Here is a 22,400-nt window from a genome sequence, read left to right as displayed (position 1 = left end):
GTTGAATGCGCCCCATGAGCGAGCACGAGGCCCCGGGAGCAGACATGCTCCCGGGGCTTCGTGCCGCCGTGGACGACGCCAGGGCCAAGGCTGCCGCGACCCGGCGCCGCAAGGCCGCCTCGTGGGAGCCGGCGGAGTCCGACCCGGTCGCGCGGGTGCTGGTCGACATCGCGCTCGCCCACCTCGATCGGCCCTTCGACTACGCCGTCCCCGAGACGATGGCCGCGACCGCCGTCCCCGGCGCTCGAGTGAAGGTGCGCTTCGCCGGCCAGGACGTCGACGGCTACGTCGTCGAGCGGGGCACCGACACCGACCACACCGGGCGCCTCCAGCCGCTGCGGCGGGTGGTGAGCCCCGAGCCGGTCCTGGCCCCCGAGATCGTCCGGCTCAGCGAGACCCTCGCCCAGCGCTACGCAGGCGCACGGTCCGACGTGCTGCGCCTGGCCGTGCCGCCCCGGCACGCCGCCGCCGAGAAGGAGCTTTCGACACCCGCGCCGCCGGTCACTGCGGTGCCGCCGACGGGCTGGGCGCACGTGGAGCACGCCGACGCCTTCCTGCGGCGGCTCGCTGCGGGGGAGTGGCCTCGTGCCGTGTGGTCCGCCGCGCCCGCCGACGACTGGCCGGCGATGGTCGCCGAGGCCGTGGCGACGGCGTACGCCTCCGGGCGGGGTGCGCTCGTGTGCGTGCCCGACCGCCGCGACGTGGCGCGTGTCGACGCCGCCCTCACCGCGCTGCTGGGGGAGGGACACCACGTCTGCCTGACCGCTGACGGCGGACCGGCCCGTCGCTACCGCGACTTCCTCGCCGTCTCACGTGGTGCCCGCCGCGTGGTGGTCGGCACCCGGTCGGCCGCCTTCGCCCCGGTCCACGACCTCGGCCTGGTCGTCCTCTGGGACGACGGCGACGACCTGCACGCCGAGCCACGTGCCCCCTACCCCCACACGCGGGAGGTGCTGCTCGCCCGCGCGGAGCAGCAGGGCACGGCCACGGTCCTCGGCGGCTTCGCCCGCACGCCGGAGGCCCAGCAGCTCCTCGTCAGCGGCTGGGCCCACGAGCTCGCCGTGCCACGTGACGTGCTGCGTCGTCGGGTGCGCGTCGAGGCGGTTCCGGCGGAGGACCGCTCCGTGGGCACCCGCATCCCCCGAGCGGCGTACGACGCCATCCGCCGCGGCCTGGAGTCCGGACCCGTCCTCGTCCAGACCCCGCGCGCCGGTTATGCGGCCTCCCTGGCGTGCGACACCTGCCGGGCTCCGGCCCGCTGCAGCGTCTGCACCGGTCCGCTCGCGGTCCGCGGGCCTGCGGTGCCGCCGCACTGCCGCTGGTGCGGCCACGTGGAGACCGCCTGGGCGTGCCCGACGTGCGGAGGCCGCGGCCTGCGCGCCCCCGTGCGGGGTGAGGCACGCACGGCCGAGGAGCTGGGCCGGATGTTCACCGGCACCACCGTGCGCAGCTCGAGCGGCGAGCGGGTCGTCGACCGGGTCACCAGCCGCCCCGACATCGTCGTCGCCACGGTCGGCGCCGAGCCCGTGGCCGGGGGTGGCTACGCCGCGGTCGTCGTCCTCGACACCTGGCTGAGCCTGGCCCGCGACGACCTGCGCGCGGCCGAGGAGGCGCTGCGGCGCTGGCTCAACGCCGCCGCGCTGGTGCGCGAGGGCGGGCACGTCGTGGCGGTGGGCGACCCGGCCCACCCGGCGCTCCAGGCGCTGGTCCGGTGGGACCCGGCCGGTTTCGCCCGCCGCGAGGCCGACGAGCGGTCCCAGGCCCACCTGCCGCCGGCGGCACGGCTCGCGACCGTCACCGGCGACCTGGGCGCCCTCGACGACGTGCTCCACCTGCTCGACCTCCCCGACGGTGCCGAGGTGCTGGGCCCGGTCGCGGTCGACGACGAGCACCGACTGCTCCTGCGGGTGCCCTGGTCGCGTGGCGCCGCCCTGTCCCAGGCCCTCGGCGACCTCCAGCGGCTGCGCTCCTCGCGCAAGCTCGACCCGGTCCGGATCCAGGTCGACCCGCTCAGCATCTGACCCGTCCCTAGACTTGCCCTTCGCCCGACCACCCCCGCTTCGCTCCCAAGGAGATCCGTGGCCGTCCAGCCCATCCGCCTCTTCGGCGATCCCGTGCTCCGCCAGCGCGCGATCGAGGTCGACAGCTTCGACAAGGAGCTGGAGCGGCTCGTCGCCGACCTCACCGACACGATGCTGGCCGCCCCCGGCGCCGGCCTCGCCGCCCCGCAGATCGGCGTCGGCCTGCGGGTCTTCACGTGGAACGTCCACGGCGATGTCGGCCACCTGGTCAACCCCACGCTCCAGCTCTCCGACGAGACCCAGGACGGTGCCGAGGGGTGCCTCTCGCTGCCGGAGCTCACCTACGACTGCCTGCGGGCGCTGTCGGTGGTCGCGACCGGCTTCGACGTGCACGGCGAGCCGCTGCGGATCGAGGCCTCCGAGCTGCTCGCCCGGGCCATGCAGCACGAGACCGACCACCTCGACGGGATCCTCTTCATCGACAAGCTCGACAGCGACGCCCGCAAGGCGGCGATGAAGGAGATCCGCGAGTCCGACTGGTTCGGCGTGGAGAAGCCCACCGTGCGGGTCAGCCCCCACCGCACATTCGGCCTCGGCCTGTGATGCGCGTCGTCTTCGCCGGCACCCCCGAGGTCGCCGTGCCCGCCCTCGACGCGATCGCGGAGAGCCGCCACGAGCTCGTCGGCGTGGTCACCCGGCCCGACGCCCCGAGCGGCCGCGGGCGCCGGCTGGTGGCCAGCCCGGTGGCGCTGCGCGCGGAGGAGCTCGGCGTACCCGTCCTGAAGCCCGAGCACCCGCGCGACCCCGACTTCCAGGCGGCCCTCGCGGACCTGCGTCCCGACGCCTGCCCGGTCGTGGCCTACGGCGCCCTGCTGCCGCAGTCGGCGCTCGACCTCGTCCCGCACGGCTGGATCAACCTGCACTTCTCCGTCCTCCCGTCGTGGCGGGGCGCGGCGCCGGTGCAGCACTCGCTGTGGGCCGGTGACGAGGTGACCGGCGCGACGACGTTCCGGATCGTCAAGGAGCTCGATGCCGGTCCCGTCTTCGGCGTGATGACCGAGCGGATCCGGCCCGCCGACACCGCCGGCGACCTGCTCGCGCGCCTCGCCGAGGGCGGCGCGGGCCTGCTGGTGCAGACGCTCGACGGCATCGAGGACGGCTCGCTGGAGGCCCGCGACCAGCAGGAGGACGGCGTGTCCTTCGCCCCCAAGATCTCGGTCGACGACGCGCGCATCGACTGGACGCACCCCGCAGTCGCCATCGACAGGCAGGTCCGAGCGTGCACCCCCGCGCCCGGCGCGTGGAGCACGTTCGAGGGCGAGCGGATCAAGATCGGACCGCTCACGACTGCCGACCGCCCGGCGCTCGGGCCCGGCGTCCTGGAGGTCACCAAGAACGCCGTGTTCGTCGGCACCGCGACCGGGCCGCTCCAGCTCGGTGACGTGAAGGCGTTCGGCAAGAAGCAGATGCCGGCAGCCGACTGGGCGCGTGGCGTGCGGCTCGAGTCCGGCGTCCGGCTCGGCGACTAGGGTCGACCCGGTGAGCACCCCCGCCGACCGGCCGGCCCGCCCCGAGGACATCGACGAGATCTGCGGCAGCCTGCCCGAGACCGAGCTCGGCACCTCCTGGGGCGACCGACCGACCTGGAAGGTGCCGCGTGGCCCCAAGGGCAAGGGGTTCCTGCTCTACCGCGCCCCCGGGCCGACCGCGGTCGACCCCGAGACGGGGGAGCGCTACGACGACCTCGTGGTGATCACGACGCCCACCGAGGTGGAGAAGAACGCCCTCGTCGAGGACGAGTCGACGCCGTTCTTCACCATCGACCACTTCAAGGGCTACCCCGCGGTCCTGGTCCAGCAGTCCCGGCTCGGGGAGATCGGGCGTGACGAGCTCGTCGAGGTGATCACCGAGGCGTGGGCGGCCAAGGCCCCGAAGAAGCTGGTCAAGGAGTACTTCGGTGAGTGACCGCCGCCGCCAGGTGGACCGTCCCCGGCGTGCGGCACTCGACGTGCTCACCGCCGTGCGGGTCGACGAGGCCTATGCCAACCTGGTGCTGCCGCAGGTGCTGCGCAAGCACCGCCTCGAGGGTCGCGACGCCGGTCTGGCCACCGAGCTGGCCTCGGGCGTGATCCGGATGCAGGGGCTCTACGACCCGGTCATCGACCGGTGCCTGACCAAGCCGCGGCTCCAGGCCGCGGTGCGTGACGTGCTGAGGCTCGGGGTGCACCAGCTGCTGTCGATGCGCGTCCCCGACCACGCGGCGATCTCGACCAGCGTCGACCTGGTCCGCGCCTCCGTCGGACAGGGCCCCGCCGGGCTGGTCAACGCCGTGCTCCGCAAGGTTGCCGCACGCGACCTCGAGGCCTGGGTGGCCGAGGTGGCGCCGGACCGCACCGAGGACCTGCACGGGCACCTCGCCATCGCGCAGTCCCACCCGCGGTGGGTCGTCGAGTCGCTGGCCGAGGCGCTCGACGGCGACGACGCCGAGCTCGAGGCCCTGCTGGCGGCCGACAACGCCGCCCCGCGCGTCACCCTGGTCGCCCGCCCCGGGCTCGCGGAGGTCGCCGAGCTGGAGGCCGCCGGCGCGACCCGCTCCGCCCTGTCGCCGTACGCCGCCGTGCTGGCGGGTGGCGACCCGTCGGGCGTCCCGGCCGTGGCCGAGGGCCGCGCCGGGGTGCAGGACGAGGGCTCCCAGCTCGTCGCGCTCGCGATGGCCGACGCCCCACTGGCCGGTCGCGACCAGCGCTGGCTCGACCTCTGCGCCGGTCCGGGCGGCAAGGCGGCCCTGCTGGCCGCCCTCGCGGCGCAGCGCGGCGCCCACCTGGTCGCCAACGAGCGCCAGCCGCACCGGGCCGCCCTCGTCGCGTCGGCGATGCGGGCCGTCCCGCACGGTGCCGTGGACGTGGTGGCCGGTGACGGCGCCCGGCCGGCCTGGCCGCCGGGCACCTTCGACCGGGTGCTCGTCGACGCCCCGTGCACCGGTCTGGGTGCGCTGCGTCGACGCCCCGAGTCCCGGTGGCGCCGCAGCCCCAGTGACATCGACGTCCTCGTCGGCCTGCAGAAGGTGCTGCTCGACAGCGCCATCGACTCGGTCCGACCGGGTGGCATCGTCGTCTACGCCACCTGCTCGCCCGTGCTCGCGGAGACCTCCGGCGTGGTCGCGGCCGTGCTGGGGCAGCGCGACGACACCGAGGAGGTCGACCACTTCCAGCTCTGGCCCCACCGTGAAGGCACGGATGCGATGTTCGCCGCCACCCTGCGGCGCCGACCGCTGGCCTGAGGCGTCGGCTCGTTCAACTGAGTACGAAGAATTGGTCATGTCCGCGTCACCTGTTCCCAACGTTGGCGTACCCGCGCATGATGGGATCCAGCACGGTGCGCCGGAGGGGTGCGCCGTGCGACGGGGAGAGAAGACGAAGCATGCGGTTGCGGTCCACGCTCGTGACGGTCGGAGCGGCCGCGCTGCTCAGCGCGCTGGCGGTGGCCCCCGCGCACGCCGACGGGGTCCAGACCCTGACCGGGCCCGCCACAGGTGATGCCGCGGTCTACCTGACCTACGTCGACTGCACCAGCCTCTTCAGCCCGGGCACCGCCCCTGCGTCCCGCCTCAACCTGGGTCCGTTCGCCGCGCCGATGGGTCGCCGCTCGCTGGGGCTCGTTCCCGCCGGTGGTGGCACCGCGTCGGGACCCGTCGTCTGGTTCGACTCGCTCGCCTCGGTCGGGTCGTCCTTCTCCGTGGCGTCCACCGGCGGCAGCACCGGGGCGTCGTACGTCCTCGTGATCACGCCCGACGCGCCTGCCGGTGCGGCCTGGCTGGGCCGCACGACGCTGTCGGTGCCCAGCGGTGGTTGGCAGCAGGTGTCGGCCAGCGCCCTCACCTACGACTGGTCGCTCGTCGACCTCACCTCGCACGCCCCCCTCGGACCGGGCGGCACCGCGACCCCTGCGGAGTTCGCGGCTGCCCACGGTGACGGCAAGGGCCTGGTCGTGAGCGGGTTCGGCTGCGACGGCGGCGCCTTCAACCTCGACGCGGTGCAGGGCGGTGACTCGACCTTCGACTTCGAGGGCATCGCGCTCACCACGTCCCTGACGGTCGATGGCCAGAAGGCCGACGCCGGCGACACCGTCACGATCACGGGTCGCGTCACCGACGCGCGGTCCCGGGTCACCGGCGACCCGCTCGTGCTCGAGTCCCGCGCTCCCGGCGGCGCCTGGAAGGCGGTCGGCGGCCCGGCGCTCGCCGGCGCCGACGGCCTGGTCCACGTCGACGTACCCGTCACCGAGACCACCGAGTTCCGCTGGCACCGTCCCGAGAGCCAGTACGCCGACGAGGGCTGGTCCGACGCCGTGACCGTCACGGTCGCGCCGACCGTCGAGCCCACGACTCCCACAGAGAAGTAGTCGGTCTCGATACGCCCTGACGCGCCCTCGTGCCTCGGCCGCGGGGCTACTCGACCTCGTTCGCCACGCCGGGCGCGACTGCGTCGCGTCCGGCTAGGCTCCTTGACATGGCGTCGCCCTTCACCGAGATCGAGGTCGACGACCGCGTCGTGAAGGTGACGAACCCCGACCGCGTCTACTTCCCGGAGAGCGGCGCGACCAAGCTCGACCTGGTCGAGTACTACCTGTCGGTCGGGGACGGCATCGTCAACGCGCTGTTCGAGCGCCCGTGCATGCTGCACCGCTTCCCGAAGGGGCTGGCGGGCGACAAGGTGCACCAGAAGCGGCTGCCGGCAGGCGCCCCCGACTGGGTCGAGACGGTGCAGCTGTTCTTCCCGCGGTGGAAGCGCACGGCCGACGAGCTGTGCGTGACCGAGCTCGGCAGCGTCATCTGGGCCGTGCAGATGTCGACGGTGGAGTTCCACCCGTGGAACAGCCGGCGCTCCGACACCGAGAAGCCCGACGAGTGGCGCATCGACCTCGATCCCGGTCCCGAGTGCGAGTGGGCCACCGTCCAGCGCGTGGCCCACGTCGCCCACGAGGTGCTCGACGAGCTGGGCGCCGTGGGCTTCCCCAAGACCAGCGGCGGCTCGGGACTGCACATCTACGTCCGGATCCCGCCCGACCACGGCTTCCAGGACGTACGACGCGGCGCGCTGGCGTTCGCGCGCGAGGTGGAGCGACGGGCCGGGGGAGAGGTGACCACCGCGTGGTGGCGCAAGGACCGCGACCCGGCGCAGCTGTTCGTCGACTACAACCAGAACGCCCGCGACCACACGATCGCGGCGGCGTACTCCGTGCGCGGTGTGCCGAACGCCCGCGTCTCGGCGCCGGTCCGGTGGGACGAGGTCGACGGCTGCACGCCCGACGACTTCACCATCTTCACGATGCCGGACCGCTACGCCGACCTCGGCGACCTGCACGCCGACATCGACGGCCACCCCTTCGACATCGCCCCGCTCCTGGCATGGGCCGACCGCGACGAGGCCGAGGGTGAGGACGTGCCGCCGGAGCCCGAGGAGCAGTAGCGCCGGCGACTCCCTAGGATCGTCCCCGTGGGCATCCAGATCACTCCGAGCATCCTCAACGCCGACCTCTCGCGCCTGGCCGACGAGGTGGCCCGGATCCCCAGCGCCGACTGGGTGCACGTCGACGTGATGGACAACCACTTCGTGCCGAACCTGACGCTCGGGCTGCCGGTGATCGAGGCGCTCAGCCGCCACGCGTCACAGCCGATCGACGTGCACCTGATGATCGAGGACGCCGACCGGTGGGCACCGGCGTACGCCGAGGCGGGCTGCGGGTCGGTGACGTTCCACGCCGAGGCCGCCAAGGCGCCCGTGCGGCTGGCGCGCGAGATCCGCGCCCAGGGCGCCCGCGCTTCGATGGCGCTCAAGCCGGCGACGCCGATCGAGCCCTACGAGGCACTGCTGCCCGAGCTCGACATGCTGCTGATCATGACCGTCGAGCCGGGCTTCGGCGGCCAGAAGTTCCTCGACCTCTGCCTGCCCAAGATCCGCACCGCCCGCGAGCTGATGCGCAAGCACGACGTCGAGACCTGGCTCCAGGTCGACGGCGGGGTGTCGCTGGAGACCATCGAGCGCTGCGCCGAGGCCGGCGCCGACGTCTTCGTCGCGGGCTCCGCGGTCTACTCCGCCGACGACCCGGACGCCATGGTGACCGCGCTCCGCGAGCGCGCCGAGGCGGCAGTCGCGTCATGACCGAGTCGGTGTGGGACTACCCCCGACCGCCGCGGGTCGAGGCCAGCAGCGAGCACGTGGTGGTCACGCACGGCGGCGTGGTCGTCGCCGACACCACCGCGAGCGTGCGGGTGCTGGAGACCAGCCACCCGCCGACGTACTACCTGCCCGTCTCGTCGTTCGCCGAGGGCGTGCTGCGGCCCACCGAGGGAGCGTCGTGGTGCGAGTGGAAGGGCCAGGCGGCCTACCTCGACCTCGTCGTCGGCGACGACGTCGTCCGGGCCGTGGCGTGGACGTATCCCGACCCGTCGAAGGGCTTCGAGGCGCTCCTCGACCACGTCGCGCTCTACCCGGGCCGCGTCGACGCGTGCACGGTGGACGGTGAGGTCGTGCAGCCGCAGCCCGGCAGCTTCTACGGCGGCTGGATCACCTCGCGGGTGACCGGCCCGTTCAAGGGCTCCCCGGGCACGTCCGGCTGGTAGCCCGGTCAGTGCAGGCCGCGGTCGTCGGCCTGCTGGCTGCGCAGGTGCGAGCCGTGGCGGCTCTGCCGGTCGACGCGGCGGTGGTCGGCGACCCAGCTCTCGCCCTCCAGCTCGTCTGCCAGGGACTGGGCGCGCTCGAGACGGGCGTTCCACGCGTCGCGCTCGCGGGCCACGTCGTCGAGCCGCGCGTCGGGTACGACGATGGCGTCCCCGACGGCGTGCAGCCCGGGCTCCACGGCCGCCAGCCCGGCGACCTCCCAGTCCGTCAGCGGGCGGGAGAGCCGGATCGTGACGGGATAGGTCCGCCGGTCGACGTCGGCCGGGTCGACGGCGAGCTCCATGATCCCGAGCTCGGTCCTGTGCTTGCGTCGGATGGGCATCGCGGTCGTCCCCTCACCGGGGTCGCTCGACCCCGTCACCTCGAGTCGAGCACCCGGGGGAGCGGAGCGACATGGGGTCCGCACCCCATCCGACTGCCCCTCGGGTGGAGCGTCAGCCGGCGAAGAGGGTCAGCCGCTGCCGGATGATCTTGCGACGCAGCACCACGCGCCGCTTGCCGTCGTTGCCGATCCGCAGCCGGTCCAGCTCCCAGCCGCCGTGCTCCGCGCGCTCGACGAGCATCCGGGTGACGACGTTGCGGGAGAAGTCCTTGGGCAGCACGAGCGTCTCGAACTCCCACTCGACACCGCGTGCGGGTGGACGACGCTGGATCCGGGCCATCGACTACCTCCTGCTCTCAGTCTGCCGACACGTCGTCGAGCGCGTCGACGATCTCCGCAGGAAGCGTGAGCTCCTCGACCCCGAGCGCACCCTTGAGCTGGGCGGCGGTGCGGGCGCCCACGATGGGCGAGGTGACGCCGGGCCGGTCGCGCACCCACACCAGCGAGACCTCCAGCGGCGACCAACCGAGGCCGTCGGCGGCGCGAGCGACCGCCTCCACGATGCCGCGGCCGCGGTCGTCGAGGTAGGCACCGACGAATCGGGCGAAGTGCTCTGTCGCGGCGCGCGAGTCGGACGGCGTACCGGTGCGGTACTTGCCGGTGAGGACGCCGCGCCCGAGCGGCGACCACGGCAGGATCCCGAGTCCGAGCGCGTGCGCCGCAGGCACGACCTCGTGCTCGACCTGACGGTTGAGCAGGGAGTACTCGACCTGCGTCGAGGCCAGGGGGGTGCGGCCCGGGACGGCGCGCTGCCAGGTCGCGGCCTGGGCGGTCTGCCAGCCGGTGTAGTTGGAGATGCCGACGTAGGACGCGCGCCCGGAGGACACGGCGAGGTCGAGGGCCGAGAGCGTCTCCTCGACGGGCGTCTCGTCGGTCCACACGTGCACCTGCCACAGGTCGACGTGGTCGACCCCGAGCCGCTTGAGCGAGGCGTCGAGCGTGGACAGCAGCGTGCCGCGCGAGGTGTCGGTGACCCGCTCGCCCGTACGACGCGAGATGCCGGCCTTGGTCGCCAGCACGATCTCGTCGCGCGCGACCACGTCGCCGATGAGCGTGCCGATCAGCTCCTCGCTCGCCCCGTCGCCGTACCCGGCCGCGGTGTCGACGAGCGTGCCGCCGGCCTCGGCGAAGGAGATCAGCTGGTCACGGGCCTCGTGCTCGTCGGTGTCGCGGCCCCACGTCATGGTGCCCAGGCCGAGGCGGGAGACCTTCAGGCCGGTGGCGCCGAGCAAACGCTGCTGCATGCAGGTGAGAGTAGCCACGGGCCCGTCAGGTTCGGTGCAGGGACGCGCCCGTAGGCTCCTGCCCTGTGATCGATCTCCTCAAGGCCGTGGTCCTCGGTGTCATCCAGGGGCTCACCGAGTTCCTGCCGATCTCCAGCAGCGCGCACCTGCGGATCTTCCCCGAGCTGTTCGGCTGGGGCGACCCGGGAGCGGCGTTCACGGCGGTCATCCAGATCGGCACCGAGCTCGCGGTGCTCATCTACTTCCGCAAGGACATCTGGCGCATCGGCAGTGCCTGGGTGCGCTCGCTCTTCCAGCCGGAGTTCCGCGGCACGCTCGACTCGCGGATGGGGTGGTACATCATCGTCGGCTCGCTGCCGATCGTGGTGCTCGGCGTGCTCCTCAAGGACGTCATCGAGCGCGACTTCCGCAACCTGTGGATCATCGGCTGCACGCTGATCGTGCTGGGCATCGTCCTCGGCATCGCCGACCGTGTCGGTCGCACCGACCGCGGCCAGAGCAAGATCACCCTCAAGGACGCCGTCGTGATGGGCGGTGCGCAGGCGCTCGCCCTCATCCCCGGCGTCTCCCGGTCGGGCGCGACGATCTCGGCCGGCCGGTTCCTCGGGCTCGAGCGCGAGGCCGCCACCCGCTTCGCCTTCCTGCTCGCCATCCCGGCCGTCGTCGGCGCCGGCCTGTTCGAGCTCAAGGACATCCCCAACGGCCACAACGACTTCGGTTGGGGACCGACGGCCGTCGGCACCGTGGTGTCCTTCGTGGTCGGATACGCCGCCATCGCCTGGCTGCTGCGCTACGTCAGCACGCGGTCCTACACGCCGTTCGTGATCTACCGGATCGTGCTCGGCGCAGCGACGCTCATCCTGCTCGGCGCAGGCGTGCTGACCGCCTGAAGGTGTCGACCAGCAGTCCCAGCGCCAGCGCCTGCGTGACGGCCACGACGACCACGAGGGCGAGCAGGGACCGCTCGTAGAGCCAACCGGCCGCGACGCCACCGACGATCGCGAACATCCCCTGGATCCCTGCGAACACGCCGTAGGCGGTCGCGCGTCGCGGTCCCTCCACGAGGTCGGCGACGACCGCCTTGATCGTCGAGTCCTGCACACCCTGCGCGAAGCCCCACGCCACCACGCCGACGAGGGCGGCCGCGAGGGCCGACCCGAGTGCCAGCGCCGGCACGACGGCCACCAGCACGGGCACGACCAGCAGGACGCGGGTGCCGGTGCGGTCGTAGACCGACCCGACGAGCAGCGCGGCCAGCGCCTCGACCGCCATCGCCGCCGCGTAGACCACCGGCACCGCGGCGACGGGCACGAGGCCCTCGACGGTGAGGTGGTAGCCGATGATCCCGAACGTCACGAGGGCGCCGGTGGTGAGGGAGGCGGCGAACGCGTAGCGGAAGAAGTCGCCCGAGAGTCCGGCGCCGACGGCCTCGGCCCACCAGCCGCGGCGCTCGCCCGGATCGGCAGCCGCCGCGGGGGCGTCGTCGTACACACCGGGGTCGGGGACGCGGCGCCGCAGGGTGAGGAGCAGCACCATCGCGATCGCGCCGGGGACGGCCAGCACGGCCATGCCCCACCAGATCGAGGCGACCGCGACGACGCCGGCGACGAGGAGCGGGCCCGAGAAGGCACCCACCTGGTCGAGGGCCTTGTGCACGCCGAACCCGCGTCCGCGCCCGACGGCGGCGGCGACGTGCGCCAGCAGCGCGGACTTCGAGGGGGACCGGATCGCCTTGCCGAGCCGCTCCAGCAGGATCATCGTCGCGGCGAACGCGATGCCCGCACCACCGAGGCGCGGCGACAGCGCCAACAGCGACACGCAGACGGCCGTGAGGCCGTAGCCGATGATCGTCAGCGACCAGTAGCGCCCCGTGCGGTCGGCGATCGGACCGAAGGCCAGGCGCAGCACGAGCGCCACGGCCTCGCCGGCGCCGGTGACCAGGCCGACGACGACCGCCGAGGCGCCGAGGGCGGCCAGGAGCGGTCCGTAGACCGACCGTGCGCCCTCGTAGACCATGTCGGCGGCCAGGCTGACGAAGCCGAACCACCAGACCACCCGCCAGGCAGGGGGAGCCGACCGCGTGGGAGCGGGATCGCTCACAGCCACCCGGACTTCTTGAACCAGGTGAACAGCGCGACCACCATCCCCGCCATCAGCAGCAGGGCGAACGGGTAGCCGTAGGTCCAGTGCAGCTCGGGCATGTGGTCGAAGTTCATGCCGTAGACGCCCGCCACCAGGGTGGGTACGACGACCAGCGCGGCGCCCGCCGAGATCTTGCGCATGTCCTCGTTCTGCTGGACCGAGATCCGCGCGAGGTGGGCGTCGAAGGCGGTGGACAGCAGCTGGTCGAGGCTGTCGATGACCTCGGCGACTCTCTGGAGGTGGTCGGCGACGTCGCGGAAGTAGGTCGCCGTCTCCGCGGAGATGTCCGGGTGCACGCCCATCGCGAACTTCCGCATCGGCTCGCGCAGTGGCAGCACCGCGCGGCGTACCTCCGCGATCTCGCGCTTGAGGACGTAGATGCGCGTCGAGTCGTTGGTGCGGGCGGGGGAGAAGACCGACTCCTCCACCTCGTCGACGTCCTCCTCGAGGGCGGCGCCGACCTTCTCGTACTCGTCGACGACGCGGTCGCAGATCGCGTAGAGGACCGCCATCGGGCCGTGCTCGAGCACCTGCGCGCGCTTCTCGAGGTCGCGCCGGGAGTTCGCGAGGTCGATGCCCTTGCCGTGGCGCACGGTCACCACGAAGTCACGGCCGACGAACATGTTGATCTCACCGGTCTCGACCGCGTCCTCCTCGTCGACGTACCAGAGGGTCTTGAGCACCAGGAAGAGCGTGTCGTCGTAGCGCTCGAGCTTCGGCCGCTGGTGGGAGTCGCCGGCGTCCTCGACGGCCAGCGGGTGCAGGCCGAAGGTGCGCGCGATCAGGTCGAGCTCGTCGGGACTGGGGTCGTGGATGCCGATCCACTGGAAGTCGCCCGGGTCGCACGGGACGCGCGCCGCGCCGAGGCTCTGGTCGTCCCCGCCGCCCAGTGGGACCCGCTTCCCCCGGTGGTAGAGGGCGTTGTCGACGATCACGCGATCAGGCTAGTCCCACTAACCTGCGGTTCCATGGCAACCGTCATCCTCGTCCGACACGGTCGTTCCTCGGCCAACACCGCCGGCGTCCTCGCCGGTCGCACGCCCGGGGTGCACCTCGACGAGACCGGGGTGACGCAGGCGATCGCCGTGGGCGACCGGCTCGCCGGCGTACGCCTCTCGGCCGCGGTCACCAGCCCGCTCGAGCGCTGCAAGGAGACCGCGAAGGAGATCACCTCGCGCCAGGCGCAGTCACTGCGCGCCGGCACAGACAAGCAGCTCTCCGAGTGCGACTACGGCGAGTGGCAGGGCCGGACGATCAAGGAGCTGGCCAAGGAGAAGCTCTGGAAGACCGTCCAGGCGCAGCCGTCCGCGGTCACCTTCCCCGGCGGCGAGTCGATGCGCGCGATGCAGGACCGGGCGGTCGCCGCGATCCGGCGGCACGACGCCCGGGTCACCGCGGAGCACGGGGACGGCGCCGTGTGGTTGGCCGTCAGCCACGGCGACCTGATCAAGTCGATCCTCGCCGACGCGCTCGGCACGCACCTCGACCTCTTCCAGCGCATCCACGTCGACCCCGCGTCGGTCTCGATCATCCGCTACGGCGAGAGCCGACCGTTCGTCCTCGGCACCAACACCCACGCCGGCGACCTCTCCTGGCTGACGCCCCCGGCGAAGACCCGGCGGCGCCGGTCCGGGGATGCCGAGGTGGGTGGGGGAGCAGGCCCCGGGGCGCAGACAGGGCCGCAGACAGGGAGGTCCTAGGGTGAGTGACATGCCCGTCGTGCACCGCTTCGACCCGCCCGAGCGCTTCGTGTCCGGGACCGTTGGCGAGCCCGGTCAGCGCACCTTCTTCCTCCAGGCGCGCGAGGGCACCCGGCTGATCAGCGTGTCGCTGGAGAAGCAGCAGGTCTCCGCGCTCGCCGAGCGCATCGACGAGCTCCTCGACGAGCTGATGGGCGCGGCCGGCGACGACCTGCTCATCCCGGCGATCGCCCCGCGCGACCTCACCGACAACCAGCCGCTCGAGCAGCCGATCGAGGAGGAGTTCCGCGCCGGCACGATGACGCTGTCGTGGGACAGCGCCGACGAGCGCGTCGTGATCGAGGTCTTCCCCTTCACCGAGGCGGCCGTGGTCTCGCCCGAGCAGCTCCAGGAGGACCTCGAGGACCTCCTCGAGCCGGAGCCGGAGGAGATCTTCCTGGTCCGGATCACCGCCGCGGCGGCCCGCTCCTTCGTGGAGCGCTCGCGCTCCGTGATCGGTGCCGGTCGGCCCGACTGCCCGTTCTGCGGCGAGCCGATCGACCCGGACGGCCACCTGTGCGTGCGGGCCAACGGCTTCCGGCGCCGTGATCCCTGACGAGCTCCGCCCGGTCGTCCCGGCCGGTGAGCTGACGCTGCACGGTCGGGTGCTTCCTGCCTCCAACGCGACCTTCGTCGGCGAGGTCGACGGCGTCCGCGTGGTCTACAAGCCCATCGCGGGCGAACGACCGCTCTGGGACTTCCCCGACGGCACCCTCGCGGCGCGCGAGGTCGGTGCGTACGCCGTCTCCGAGGCGCTGGGCTGGGACATCGTCCCGACCACCGTCCTGCGCGACGGGCCGCACGGGCCGGGGATGGTGCAGCTGTGGCGCGACGAGGTGGACGACCAGTCACCGGTCGACATCGTGGGCGAGGGCGAGGTGCCCGACGGCTTCCGCCACGTCTTCGACGGCCTCGACGCGCACGACCAGCCGGTCTCGCTGGTCCACGAGGACTCACCGCAGCTGCGCCGGATGGCGCTCTTCGACGTGGTCGTCAACAACGCCGACCGCAAGGGCGGCCACGTGCTCCCGATGGCCGACGGCCACCGCCACGGCGTCGACCACGGCCTCACCTTCCACGTCGAGCACAAGCTGCGCACGGTGCTCTGGGGGTTCGTCGGCGAGCCGATCACCGACGAGGAGGCCGAGGGCCTCCACCGCCTGTCCTCCGCCCTCGACGGCGAGCTCGGCGCCACCCTCGCCGACCTGCTCACCCACGACGAGGTCGTGGTGACCGCGCGACGGCTCCGCCGGCTGCTGTCCGACGGCACGTTTCCGCCTCCCGCCACCTCGGCGTACCCGGTCATCCCATGGCCACCCTTTTGAGGCCCCACCGATAGGCTGCGGCGCATGCGTTCCTGGTCGTCGCCCGACGTTCCCCGACTCCCCGTGACGGGCCCCGCGGTGCGGGTGCACGACACCGCGAGCAACGGGCTCGTCGAGACCCGTCCCGAGGGCCCGGCGCGGATGTACGTCTGCGGCATCACGCCCTACGACGCCACCCACATGGGCCACGCGGCCACCTACGTCGCCTTCGACCTGCTCAACCGGGCCTGGCGCAACGCCGGCCACGACGTGACCTACGTCCAGAACGTCACCGACGTCGACGACCCGCTGCTCGAGCGCGCCGAGAAGGTCAAGGTCGACTGGGTCGAGCTCGCCGAGCGCGAGACGCAGCTGTTCCGCGACGACATGGAGGCGCTGCGGGTCCTGCCGCCGGAGCACTACATCGGCGCCGTCGAGTCGATCCCGCAGGTCATCGAGCTGATCCAGCGGCTCGAGGAGGCCGGTGCGGTCTACCGCGTCGAGGACGACCTCTACTTCTCCGTCACCGCCGACGACGCGTTCGGCTCCGTCTCGGGCTTCGACCGGGACACGATGCTCACGATCTTCCCCGAGCGCGGCGGCGACCCCGACCGCGAGGGCAAGAAGGATCCGCTCGACTGCCTGCTGTGGCGTGCCGAGCGGCCCGGTGAGCCGTCGTGGGAGAGCCCGTTCGGGCCGGGGCGCCCCGGCTGGCACATCGAGTGCACCGCGATCGCGCTCGACCACCTCGGCACCGCCTTCGACGTCCAGGGCGGCGGCAGCGACCTGGTCTTCCCGCACCACGAGATGTCGGCCGGCCACGGCCAGGTGGCGCACCCGGGCGAGAAGTTCGCGCGCGCCTACGCCCACGCCGGGATGGTCGCCTACGACGGCGAGAAGATGTCGAAGTCCAAGGGCAACCTGGTCTTCGTCTCGGCGCTGCGGATGAGCGACGTCGACCCGATGGCGATCCGCCTCGTGCTGCTGCGCCACCACTACCGCAGCGACTGGGAGTGGACCGACGCCCAGCTCTGGGACGCCGTCGACACCCTCGCCGACTGGCGACGTGCCCTGGCCCTCGGCTACGGCGCCGACGCCGCTCCGGTGGTCGAGCGCGTCCTGGCCGCGCTGGCCGACGACCTCGACGCTCCGACCGCCGTCGCCGCGGTCCAGGAATGGGTCGAGGCCACCCTCGGCACCACCGGCCTGGCCGACACGACCGACCACGAGGCCGCGACGACCATCCACCGCCTCCTCGACGCCGCCCTCGGCCTCTCCCTCTGACGTACCCCACTCGGGCGGTGCGTGGACACCTTCCCGGCGCCCAGTACCTGCGTCACTCACCGCTCACCGGTGTACGCCGCGCTGGTGGGCGGTGGTCGACCTACGTTCGGACGGCCCAGAATGTGGGTGGACCACCGCCCGAACGACGGTCAGTCGGTGTCGCGGCGCTTGAGGTAGCGCTCGAACTCGCGGGCGATGGCCTCGCCGGAGGCCTCGGGGAGGTCGGCGGTGTCGCGGGTCTCCTCGAGGGCGCGGACGTAGTCGGCGACGTCCTCGTCCTCGGCGGCGAGCTCGTCGACCCCGCGCTCCCACGCCTTGGAGTCGTCGGGCAGGTCGCCGAGCGGCATCGGGGCCTGGAGCAGCTCCTCGAGCTGGCCGAGGAGGGCGAGGGTGGCCTTGGGGCAGGGCGGCTGGGCGACGTAGTGGGGCACCGCGGCCCAGTACGACACCGCGGGGATGTCGAGGTGGGTGCACGCGTCGTTGAAGACGCCGACGATGCCGGTCGGACCCTCATAGCTGGACTGCTCGAGGTTCAGCCGGTCCACCAGCTCGGGCTCGCTGGCGCTGCCGGTGACCGGGATCGGGCGCGTGTGTGGGGTGTCGGCGAGCAGCGCGCCCAGCGTCACCACCAGCTCGGCCCCGAGGTCGTCGCAGGCGGCGAGGAGCTCGGCGCAGAACTGCCGCCACTTCATGTTCGGCTCGATGCCGCGGACCAGGATCACGTCGCGGTCGAGCTCGGCGGGCCGCGCGACGGCGATCCGCGTGGTGGGCCAGGTGAGGCGGCGGTGACCGTTGGCGTCGGTGCCCACGATGGGACGGTTGACCTGGAAGTCGTAGAACTCCTCGGGGTCCACGGCGCCGATGACGTCGGCCTTCCACTGCTCCATCAGGTGGTCGACCAGGCCGGAGGCCGCGTCAGCGGCGTCGTTCCAGCCCTCGAAGGCGGCGATCACCACCGGGGACACGAGATCCTGCACGTCGTCGAACTCGATCACCGCACCAGACTAGCCAGCAGTCGTGATTTCGTGCGTCAGGTCCGCCGGTGCCACGATGTGGAAACCGCGTCCAGCACGCGGACGACGTTCCTAGGCTGGCTTTCCGCCACCGAGAGATAGGCCGAGACCTGTGAATCCGCAGCACCGCCCTGACGCCACCGACGCCCTCACGGCGATCATGAGCGAGCGGATCATGGTGCTGGACGGTGCGATGGGCACGGCCATCCAGCGCGACCGGCCCGACGAGGCCGGCTACCGCGGCGAGCGCTTCGCCGACCACCCCAGCGACCTGGTCGGCAACAACGACCTGCTCACGATCACCCAGCCGCAGATCATCCGGACCATCCACGAGGAGTACCTCCGGGCCGGCGCCGACATCATCGAGACCAACACCTTCAACGCCAACGCCGTGTCGCTGGCCGACTACGGCCTCGAGGAGCTCGCCTACGAGCTCAACTACGAGTCGGCCCGCCTCGCCCGTGCGGCCGCTGACGCCGTGGCGAGCGACGACCGGCCGCGCTGGGTCGCCGGCGCCCTCGGCCCGACCACCCGCACCGCCTCGATCTCGCCCGACGTCAACGACCCGGGCGCGCGCAACGTCTCCTTCGACCAGCTCGCCGACGCCTACCTCGTCGCCGCCCGGGGCCTGGTCGACGGCGGCGCCGACCTGCTGATGATCGAGACGATCTTCGACACCCTCAACGCGAAGGCCGCGATCTTCGCGGTCGAGACGCTCTTCGAGGAGCACGACCGCCGCTGGCCGGTGATCATCTCCGGCACCATCACCGACGCCTCCGGCCGCACCCTCTCCGGGCAGGTGACCGAGGCCTTCTGGGACTCCGTACGCCACGCGCGTCCGCTGGCGGTCGGCCTCAACTGCGCCCTCGGCGCGCGCGAGATGCGCCCCTACGTCGCCGAGCTCTCGCGGCTCGCCGACTCCTTCGTCTCTGCCTACCCCAACGCCGGCCTGCCCAATGCCTTCGGCGAGTACGACGAGACCCCGGACCAGACGGCCGCGGTGCTGGCCGAGTTCGCCGAGGCCGGCTTCCTCAACCTGGTCGGCGGCTGCTGCGGCACGACGCCCGACCACATCGCCGCGATCGCCGCGGCCGTGGAGGGCAAGGAGCGGCGTACGCCCTCGGAGCACCAGCCGGTCATGCGTCTCTCCGGCCTCGAGCCGCTGACGATCACCGAGGAGAGCCTGTTCGTCAACGTCGGTGAGCGCACCAACATCACCGGCTCGGCCCGCTTCCGCAAGCTGATCAAGGACGGCGACTACGACACCGCCCTGAGCGTCGCCGCGCAGCAGGTCGAGGCGGGCGCGCAGGTCATCGACGTCAACATGGACGAGGGCATGATCGACGGCATCGCCGCGATGGACCGCTTCCTCAAGCTCATCGCCGCCGAGCCAGACATCAGCCGCGTCCCCGTGATGGTCGACTCCTCGAAGTGGGACGTCATCGAGGCCGGCCTGAAGTGCGTGCAGGGCAAGGCGATCGTCAACTCCATCTCCATGAAGGAGGGGGAGGAGCCCTTCCGCGCGCACGCCCGCCTGTGTCGCAAGTACGGCGCTGCCGTGGTCGTGATGGCCTTCGACGAGGACGGCCAGGCCGACAACCTCGAGCGGCGCAAGGCGATCTGCGAGCGGGCCTACCGGATCCTGGTGGACGAGGTCGGCTTCCCGCCCGAGGACATCATCTTCGACCCCAACGTCTTCGCCGTCGCGACCGGCATCGAGGAGCACGCCGCCTACGGCCAGGACTTCATCGAGGCCACCCGCTGGATCAAGCAGAACCTGCCCGGCGCCAAGGTCAGCGGCGGCATCTCCAACGTGTCGTTCTCCTTCCGCGGCAACAACCCGGTGCGCGAGGCGATCCACGCGGTCTTCCTCTTCCACGCGATCCGCGCGGGCCTCGACATGGGCATCGTCAACGCCGGCGCGCTGGTCGTCTACGACGAGGTCGACGCCGAGCTGCGCGAGCGCATCGAGGACGTCGTGCTCAACCGGCGGCACGACGCCGCCGAGCGGCTGCTCGAGATCGCCGAGCGCTTCAACGTCGCCGCCGACGCGGTCGAGGAGTCCGAGGACGAGTGGCGCGCGCTGCCGCTGCGCGAGCGCATCACCCACGCGCTGGTGAAGGGCATCGACGCCCACGTCGAGGCCGACACCGAGGCGCTCCGCACCGAGATCGCGGAGGCCGGCGGCCGCCCGATCGAGGTGATCGAGGGCCCGCTGATGGACGGCATGAACGTCGTCGGCGACCTGTTCGGCGACGGCAAGATGTTCCTGCCGCAGGTGGTCAAGAGCGCTCGCGTGATGAAGAAGGCCGTCGCCTACCTGATCCCCTTCATCGAGGAGGAGAAGGCGAACGACCCCTCGCTCGCCGAGCAGAAGGACACCAACGGCACCATCGTCATGGCGACCGTGAAGGGCGACGTCCACGACATCGGCAAGAACATCGTCGGTGTGGTGCTCCAGTGCAACAACTACGAGGTCATCGACCTCGGCGTGATGGTGCCGGCGCAGAAGATCCTCGACGCGGCGCAGGAGCACGGCGCCGACATCATCGGCCTCTCCGGCCTGATCACGCCCTCGCTCGACGAGATGGTCAACTTCGCCTCGGAGATGCAGCGCCTGGGCCTCGACATCCCGCTGCTGATCGGTGGTGCCACCACCTCGCGCGCCCACACCGCGGTCAAGATCGACCAGAAGTACGACGGCCCCGTGGTGTGGGTGAAGGACGCCTCACGCTCGGTGCCCACCGCCGCCTCGCTGCTCAACCCGACGCAGCGCGAGCAGCTGATGAAGGACGTCCAGGCCGACTTCGACTCGCTGCGCACGCGCCACGCTGCCAAGCACGACCGCCCGATGGTCCCGCTCGAGCAGGCCCGCGCCAACGCGACGCCGATCGACTGGAGCGGCTACCAGCCGCCGAAGCCGCACATGCTGCTCCAGCAGGACCACACGGTCTCGCCGGTCATCGGCACGCAGGTCACCCAGCACGTCCGGGTGCTCCGCGACCACGACCTCAGCACGCTGCGCAAGTACATCGACTGGCAGCCGTTCTTCAACGCCTGGGAGATGAAGGGCGCGTTCCCCGACATCCTCAACAACCCGAGCTCGGGCCCCGCCGCCCGCAAGCTGTACGACGACGCGCAGGCGATGCTCGACCAGCTGATCGAGGAGAAGTGGATCCGCGCGCACGGCGTGGTCGGCTTCTTCCCGGCCAACAGCGTCGGCGACTCCGTCGAGCTCTACCTCGACGGTGACCGGACCAACGTCCACACCACCCTCCACCACCTGCGGCAGCAGGGCGAGCACCGCGACGGCGTACCCAACCGGTCGCTGGCCGACTACGTCGCGCCCAAGGAGAGCGGCCTGCGCGACCACGTCGGTGCCTTCGCGGTCACCGCGGGGGACGGGGTGACCGAACGGGTCGAGGCGTTCCGCGAGCAGCTCGACGACTACAACGCGATCCTGCTCGAGTCGCTGGCCGACCGGCTCGCCGAGGCCTTCGCCGAGCGGCTGCACGAGCGGGTCCGCAAGGAGCTGTGGGGCTACGCGCCCGACGAGCAGCTCGACAACGTCGGGTTGATCAAGGAGCAGTACGACGGCATCCGCCCGGCCCCCGGCTATCCCGCGTGCCCCGAGCACACCGAGAAGCAGACCCTCTGGGAGCTGCTCGACGTCGAGGAGCACACCGGCATCAAGCTCACTGAGTCGATGGCCATGTGGCCCGGTGCGTCGGTGAGCGGCTTCTACTACTCCCACCCGCAGTCGCAGTACTTCGTGGTGGGCCGCCTCAACCGCGACCAGGTCGCCGACTACGCCGAGCGCAAGGGCTGGACCCTCGCGGAGGCGGAGCGGTGGCTCTCGCCCAACCTCGGCTACGACCCGGAGGACTGAGTCCACGTGAAGGCAGTGCTCTGGGACATGGATGGCACGCTCGTCGACACCGAGCCCTACTGGATCGCCACCGAGTTCGAGATGGCCGAGAAGTACGGCGGCACCTGGTCGGAGGAGCACGCCCTCAACCTGGTCGGCAAGGCGCTGCTCGACTCCGGTGACTACATCCGCGTCCACATGGACATCGACCGCACCCCGCAGCAGATCGTCGACGAGCTGCTCGACGGCGTGGTGGCCCGGGTCGAGGACCACATCCCGTGGCGGCCGGGCGCGCGCGAGCTCCTCGAGGACCTCAACGCGCAGGGCGTGCCCTGCGCGCTCGTGACCATGTCGTGGCAGCGCTTCGTCGACCCGATCCTGGCGCAGATGCGCGCCGGCACCTTCGCGAGCGTGGTGACCGGCGACCGCGTCGAGTTCGGCAAGCCGCACCCCGAGCCGTACCTCACCGCCGCCGCCGAGCTGGGACTCGCGCCCGAGGAGTGCGTGGCGATCGAGGACTCCAACACCGGCGCCAAGTCGGCCGTCGCGGCCGGCTGCACGGTGCTGTGCGTGCCCAACCACGTGCCGATGCTGGAGGGGGAGGGGCGCGTGTTCGCGGACACCCTCAGCGGCCTCGACACCGACGGCCTGCGCACGCTCACCACACGCTGATCGGTCGCCGCCCGGCATCCTTTTGGTCACGGATCGGCGACGCTCCGGGAT

The 22,400-nt window shown here is 72.1% G+C and carries 22 protein-coding genes; 16 read left to right on the top strand and 6 right to left on the bottom strand.

Translation table 11 applies throughout. The features are described from left to right. Nucleotides 1-14: 14 nt before the first annotated feature. The 9 genes from J2X46_RS17040 to J2X46_RS17000 all read left to right on the top strand — a co-directional run bounded on the left by J2X46_RS17040 (nucleotide 15) and on the right by J2X46_RS17000 (nucleotide 8,643). On the top strand, nucleotides 15-2,021 hold the full coding sequence (locus tag J2X46_RS17040) for a primosomal protein N' (RefSeq protein WP_310252638.1): 2,007 nt from the start codon (nucleotides 15-17) through the stop codon (nucleotides 2,019-2,021). A 57-nt stretch (nucleotides 2,022-2,078) separates the two neighbouring features. Then, a complete protein-coding gene (def, locus tag J2X46_RS17035) occupies nucleotides 2,079-2,624 on the top strand; it encodes a peptide deformylase (protein WP_310252636.1) in 546 nt (181 codons plus the stop codon). Beyond that, complete coding sequence (fmt, locus tag J2X46_RS17030) at nucleotides 2,624-3,550, top strand: methionyl-tRNA formyltransferase (protein ID WP_310252981.1); 927 nt, start codon at nucleotides 2,624-2,626, stop codon at nucleotides 3,548-3,550. Before def ends, fmt begins: the two co-directional genes overlap by 1 nt. Before the next feature lie 10 nt (nucleotides 3,551-3,560). After that, entirely contained in the window at nucleotides 3,561-3,986 is a 426-nt protein-coding gene (locus tag J2X46_RS17025; RefSeq protein ID WP_310252634.1) for an MmcQ/YjbR family DNA-binding protein, read from the top strand. Further along, nucleotides 3,979-5,301 (top strand): transcription antitermination factor NusB, encoded by a 1,323-nt coding sequence (locus tag J2X46_RS17020; protein ID WP_310252631.1) that lies wholly within the window; start codon nucleotides 3,979-3,981, stop codon nucleotides 5,299-5,301. Before J2X46_RS17025 ends, J2X46_RS17020 begins: the two co-directional genes overlap by 8 nt. 140 nt (nucleotides 5,302-5,441) lie before the next feature. Beyond that, entirely contained in the window at nucleotides 5,442-6,422 is a 981-nt protein-coding gene (locus J2X46_RS17015) for a hypothetical protein (RefSeq protein ID WP_310252629.1), read from the top strand. Between the two features lie 107 nt (nucleotides 6,423-6,529). Further along, nucleotides 6,530-7,489, top strand: coding sequence for a non-homologous end-joining DNA ligase (ligD, locus tag J2X46_RS17010; RefSeq protein ID WP_310252628.1), 960 nt, complete (start codon nucleotides 6,530-6,532; stop codon nucleotides 7,487-7,489). A 27-nt stretch (nucleotides 7,490-7,516) separates the two neighbouring features. Then, nucleotides 7,517-8,182, top strand: coding sequence for a ribulose-phosphate 3-epimerase (rpe, locus tag J2X46_RS17005; RefSeq protein ID WP_310252626.1), 666 nt, complete (start codon nucleotides 7,517-7,519; stop codon nucleotides 8,180-8,182). Beyond that, entirely contained in the window at nucleotides 8,179-8,643 is a 465-nt protein-coding gene (locus J2X46_RS17000; RefSeq protein WP_310252624.1) for a DUF427 domain-containing protein, read from the top strand. The genes rpe and J2X46_RS17000 overlap by 4 nt, the downstream gene beginning before the upstream one ends. Before the next feature lie 5 nt (nucleotides 8,644-8,648). On the opposite strand, the gene J2X46_RS16995 is transcribed toward J2X46_RS17000, so the two are convergent. From J2X46_RS16995 to J2X46_RS16985, 3 genes are all read right to left on the bottom strand, one after another. Then, entirely contained in the window at nucleotides 8,649-9,023 is a 375-nt protein-coding gene (locus J2X46_RS16995; protein WP_310252622.1) for a hypothetical protein, read from the bottom strand. A gap of 112 nt (nucleotides 9,024-9,135) precedes the next feature. Next, the gene (locus J2X46_RS16990; protein WP_310252620.1) at nucleotides 9,136-9,363 is read right to left on the bottom strand and encodes a DUF5703 family protein; all 228 of its coding nucleotides are present in this window, start codon (nucleotides 9,361-9,363) and stop codon (nucleotides 9,136-9,138) included. A gap of 16 nt (nucleotides 9,364-9,379) precedes the next feature. Beyond that, a complete protein-coding gene (locus tag J2X46_RS16985) occupies nucleotides 9,380-10,327 on the bottom strand; it encodes an aldo/keto reductase (RefSeq protein ID WP_310252618.1) in 948 nt (315 codons plus the stop codon). A 68-nt stretch (nucleotides 10,328-10,395) separates the two neighbouring features. Here J2X46_RS16985 and J2X46_RS16980 point away from each other — a divergent pair, with 68 nt between their 5' ends. After that, entirely contained in the window at nucleotides 10,396-11,217 is an 822-nt protein-coding gene (locus J2X46_RS16980; protein ID WP_397215044.1) for an undecaprenyl-diphosphate phosphatase, read from the top strand. Here the strand turns inward: J2X46_RS16980 and J2X46_RS16975 are convergent. Then, nucleotides 11,183-12,427: an MFS transporter gene (locus J2X46_RS16975; RefSeq protein ID WP_310252615.1), complete on the bottom strand. Its 1,245-nt coding sequence runs from the start codon at nucleotides 12,425-12,427 to the stop codon at nucleotides 11,183-11,185. The genes J2X46_RS16980 and J2X46_RS16975 overlap by 35 nt on opposite strands. Further along, nucleotides 12,424-13,404, bottom strand: coding sequence for a magnesium/cobalt transporter CorA (gene corA, locus J2X46_RS16970; RefSeq protein WP_310252613.1), 981 nt, complete (start codon nucleotides 13,402-13,404; stop codon nucleotides 12,424-12,426). The genes J2X46_RS16975 and corA overlap by 4 nt, the downstream gene beginning before the upstream one ends. A 33-nt stretch (nucleotides 13,405-13,437) precedes the next feature. On the opposite strand from corA, the gene J2X46_RS16965 reads away from it, so the two are divergent. The 4 genes from J2X46_RS16965 to mshC are packed head-to-tail and all read left to right on the top strand — an operon-like array spanning nucleotide 13,438 to nucleotide 16,796. Beyond that, on the top strand, nucleotides 13,438-14,169 hold the full coding sequence (locus tag J2X46_RS16965; protein WP_310252611.1) for a histidine phosphatase family protein: 732 nt from the start codon (nucleotides 13,438-13,440) through the stop codon (nucleotides 14,167-14,169). A 10-nt stretch (nucleotides 14,170-14,179) separates the two neighbouring features. Further along, a complete protein-coding gene (locus tag J2X46_RS16960) occupies nucleotides 14,180-14,764 on the top strand; it encodes a DUF3090 domain-containing protein (RefSeq protein WP_310252609.1) in 585 nt (194 codons plus the stop codon). After that, a complete protein-coding gene (locus tag J2X46_RS16955; protein WP_310252607.1) occupies nucleotides 14,754-15,533 on the top strand; it encodes an SCO1664 family protein in 780 nt (259 codons plus the stop codon). Before J2X46_RS16960 ends, J2X46_RS16955 begins: the two co-directional genes overlap by 11 nt. A gap of 24 nt (nucleotides 15,534-15,557) precedes the next feature. Then, nucleotides 15,558-16,796, top strand: coding sequence for a cysteine--1-D-myo-inosityl 2-amino-2-deoxy-alpha-D-glucopyranoside ligase (gene mshC, locus J2X46_RS16950; protein WP_310252605.1), 1,239 nt, complete (start codon nucleotides 15,558-15,560; stop codon nucleotides 16,794-16,796). Nucleotides 16,797-16,945: 149 nt separating this feature from the next. Here mshC and J2X46_RS16945 read toward each other — a convergent pair whose 3' ends face one another. Further along, the gene (locus tag J2X46_RS16945) at nucleotides 16,946-17,791 is read right to left on the bottom strand and encodes a PAC2 family protein (RefSeq protein WP_310252602.1); all 846 of its coding nucleotides are present in this window, start codon (nucleotides 17,789-17,791) and stop codon (nucleotides 16,946-16,948) included. Between the two features lie 130 nt (nucleotides 17,792-17,921). Between J2X46_RS16945 and metH the strand changes: the two genes are divergently transcribed. Both metH and J2X46_RS16935 read left to right on the top strand, forming a co-directional pair. Next, on the top strand, nucleotides 17,922-21,698 hold the full coding sequence (gene metH / locus J2X46_RS16940; RefSeq protein WP_310252601.1) for a methionine synthase: 3,777 nt from the start codon (nucleotides 17,922-17,924) through the stop codon (nucleotides 21,696-21,698). Between the two features lie 6 nt (nucleotides 21,699-21,704). After that, complete coding sequence (locus J2X46_RS16935) at nucleotides 21,705-22,349, top strand: HAD family phosphatase (RefSeq protein ID WP_310252599.1); 645 nt, start codon at nucleotides 21,705-21,707, stop codon at nucleotides 22,347-22,349. The last annotated feature ends 51 nt before the right edge of the window (nucleotides 22,350-22,400 follow it).

This window comes from Nocardioides sp. BE266 (genome assembly GCF_031457855.1).
Classification (GTDB): domain Bacteria; phylum Actinomycetota; class Actinomycetes; order Propionibacteriales; family Nocardioidaceae; genus Nocardioides.
This window is presented reverse-complemented; position numbering and strand designations above follow the sequence as displayed.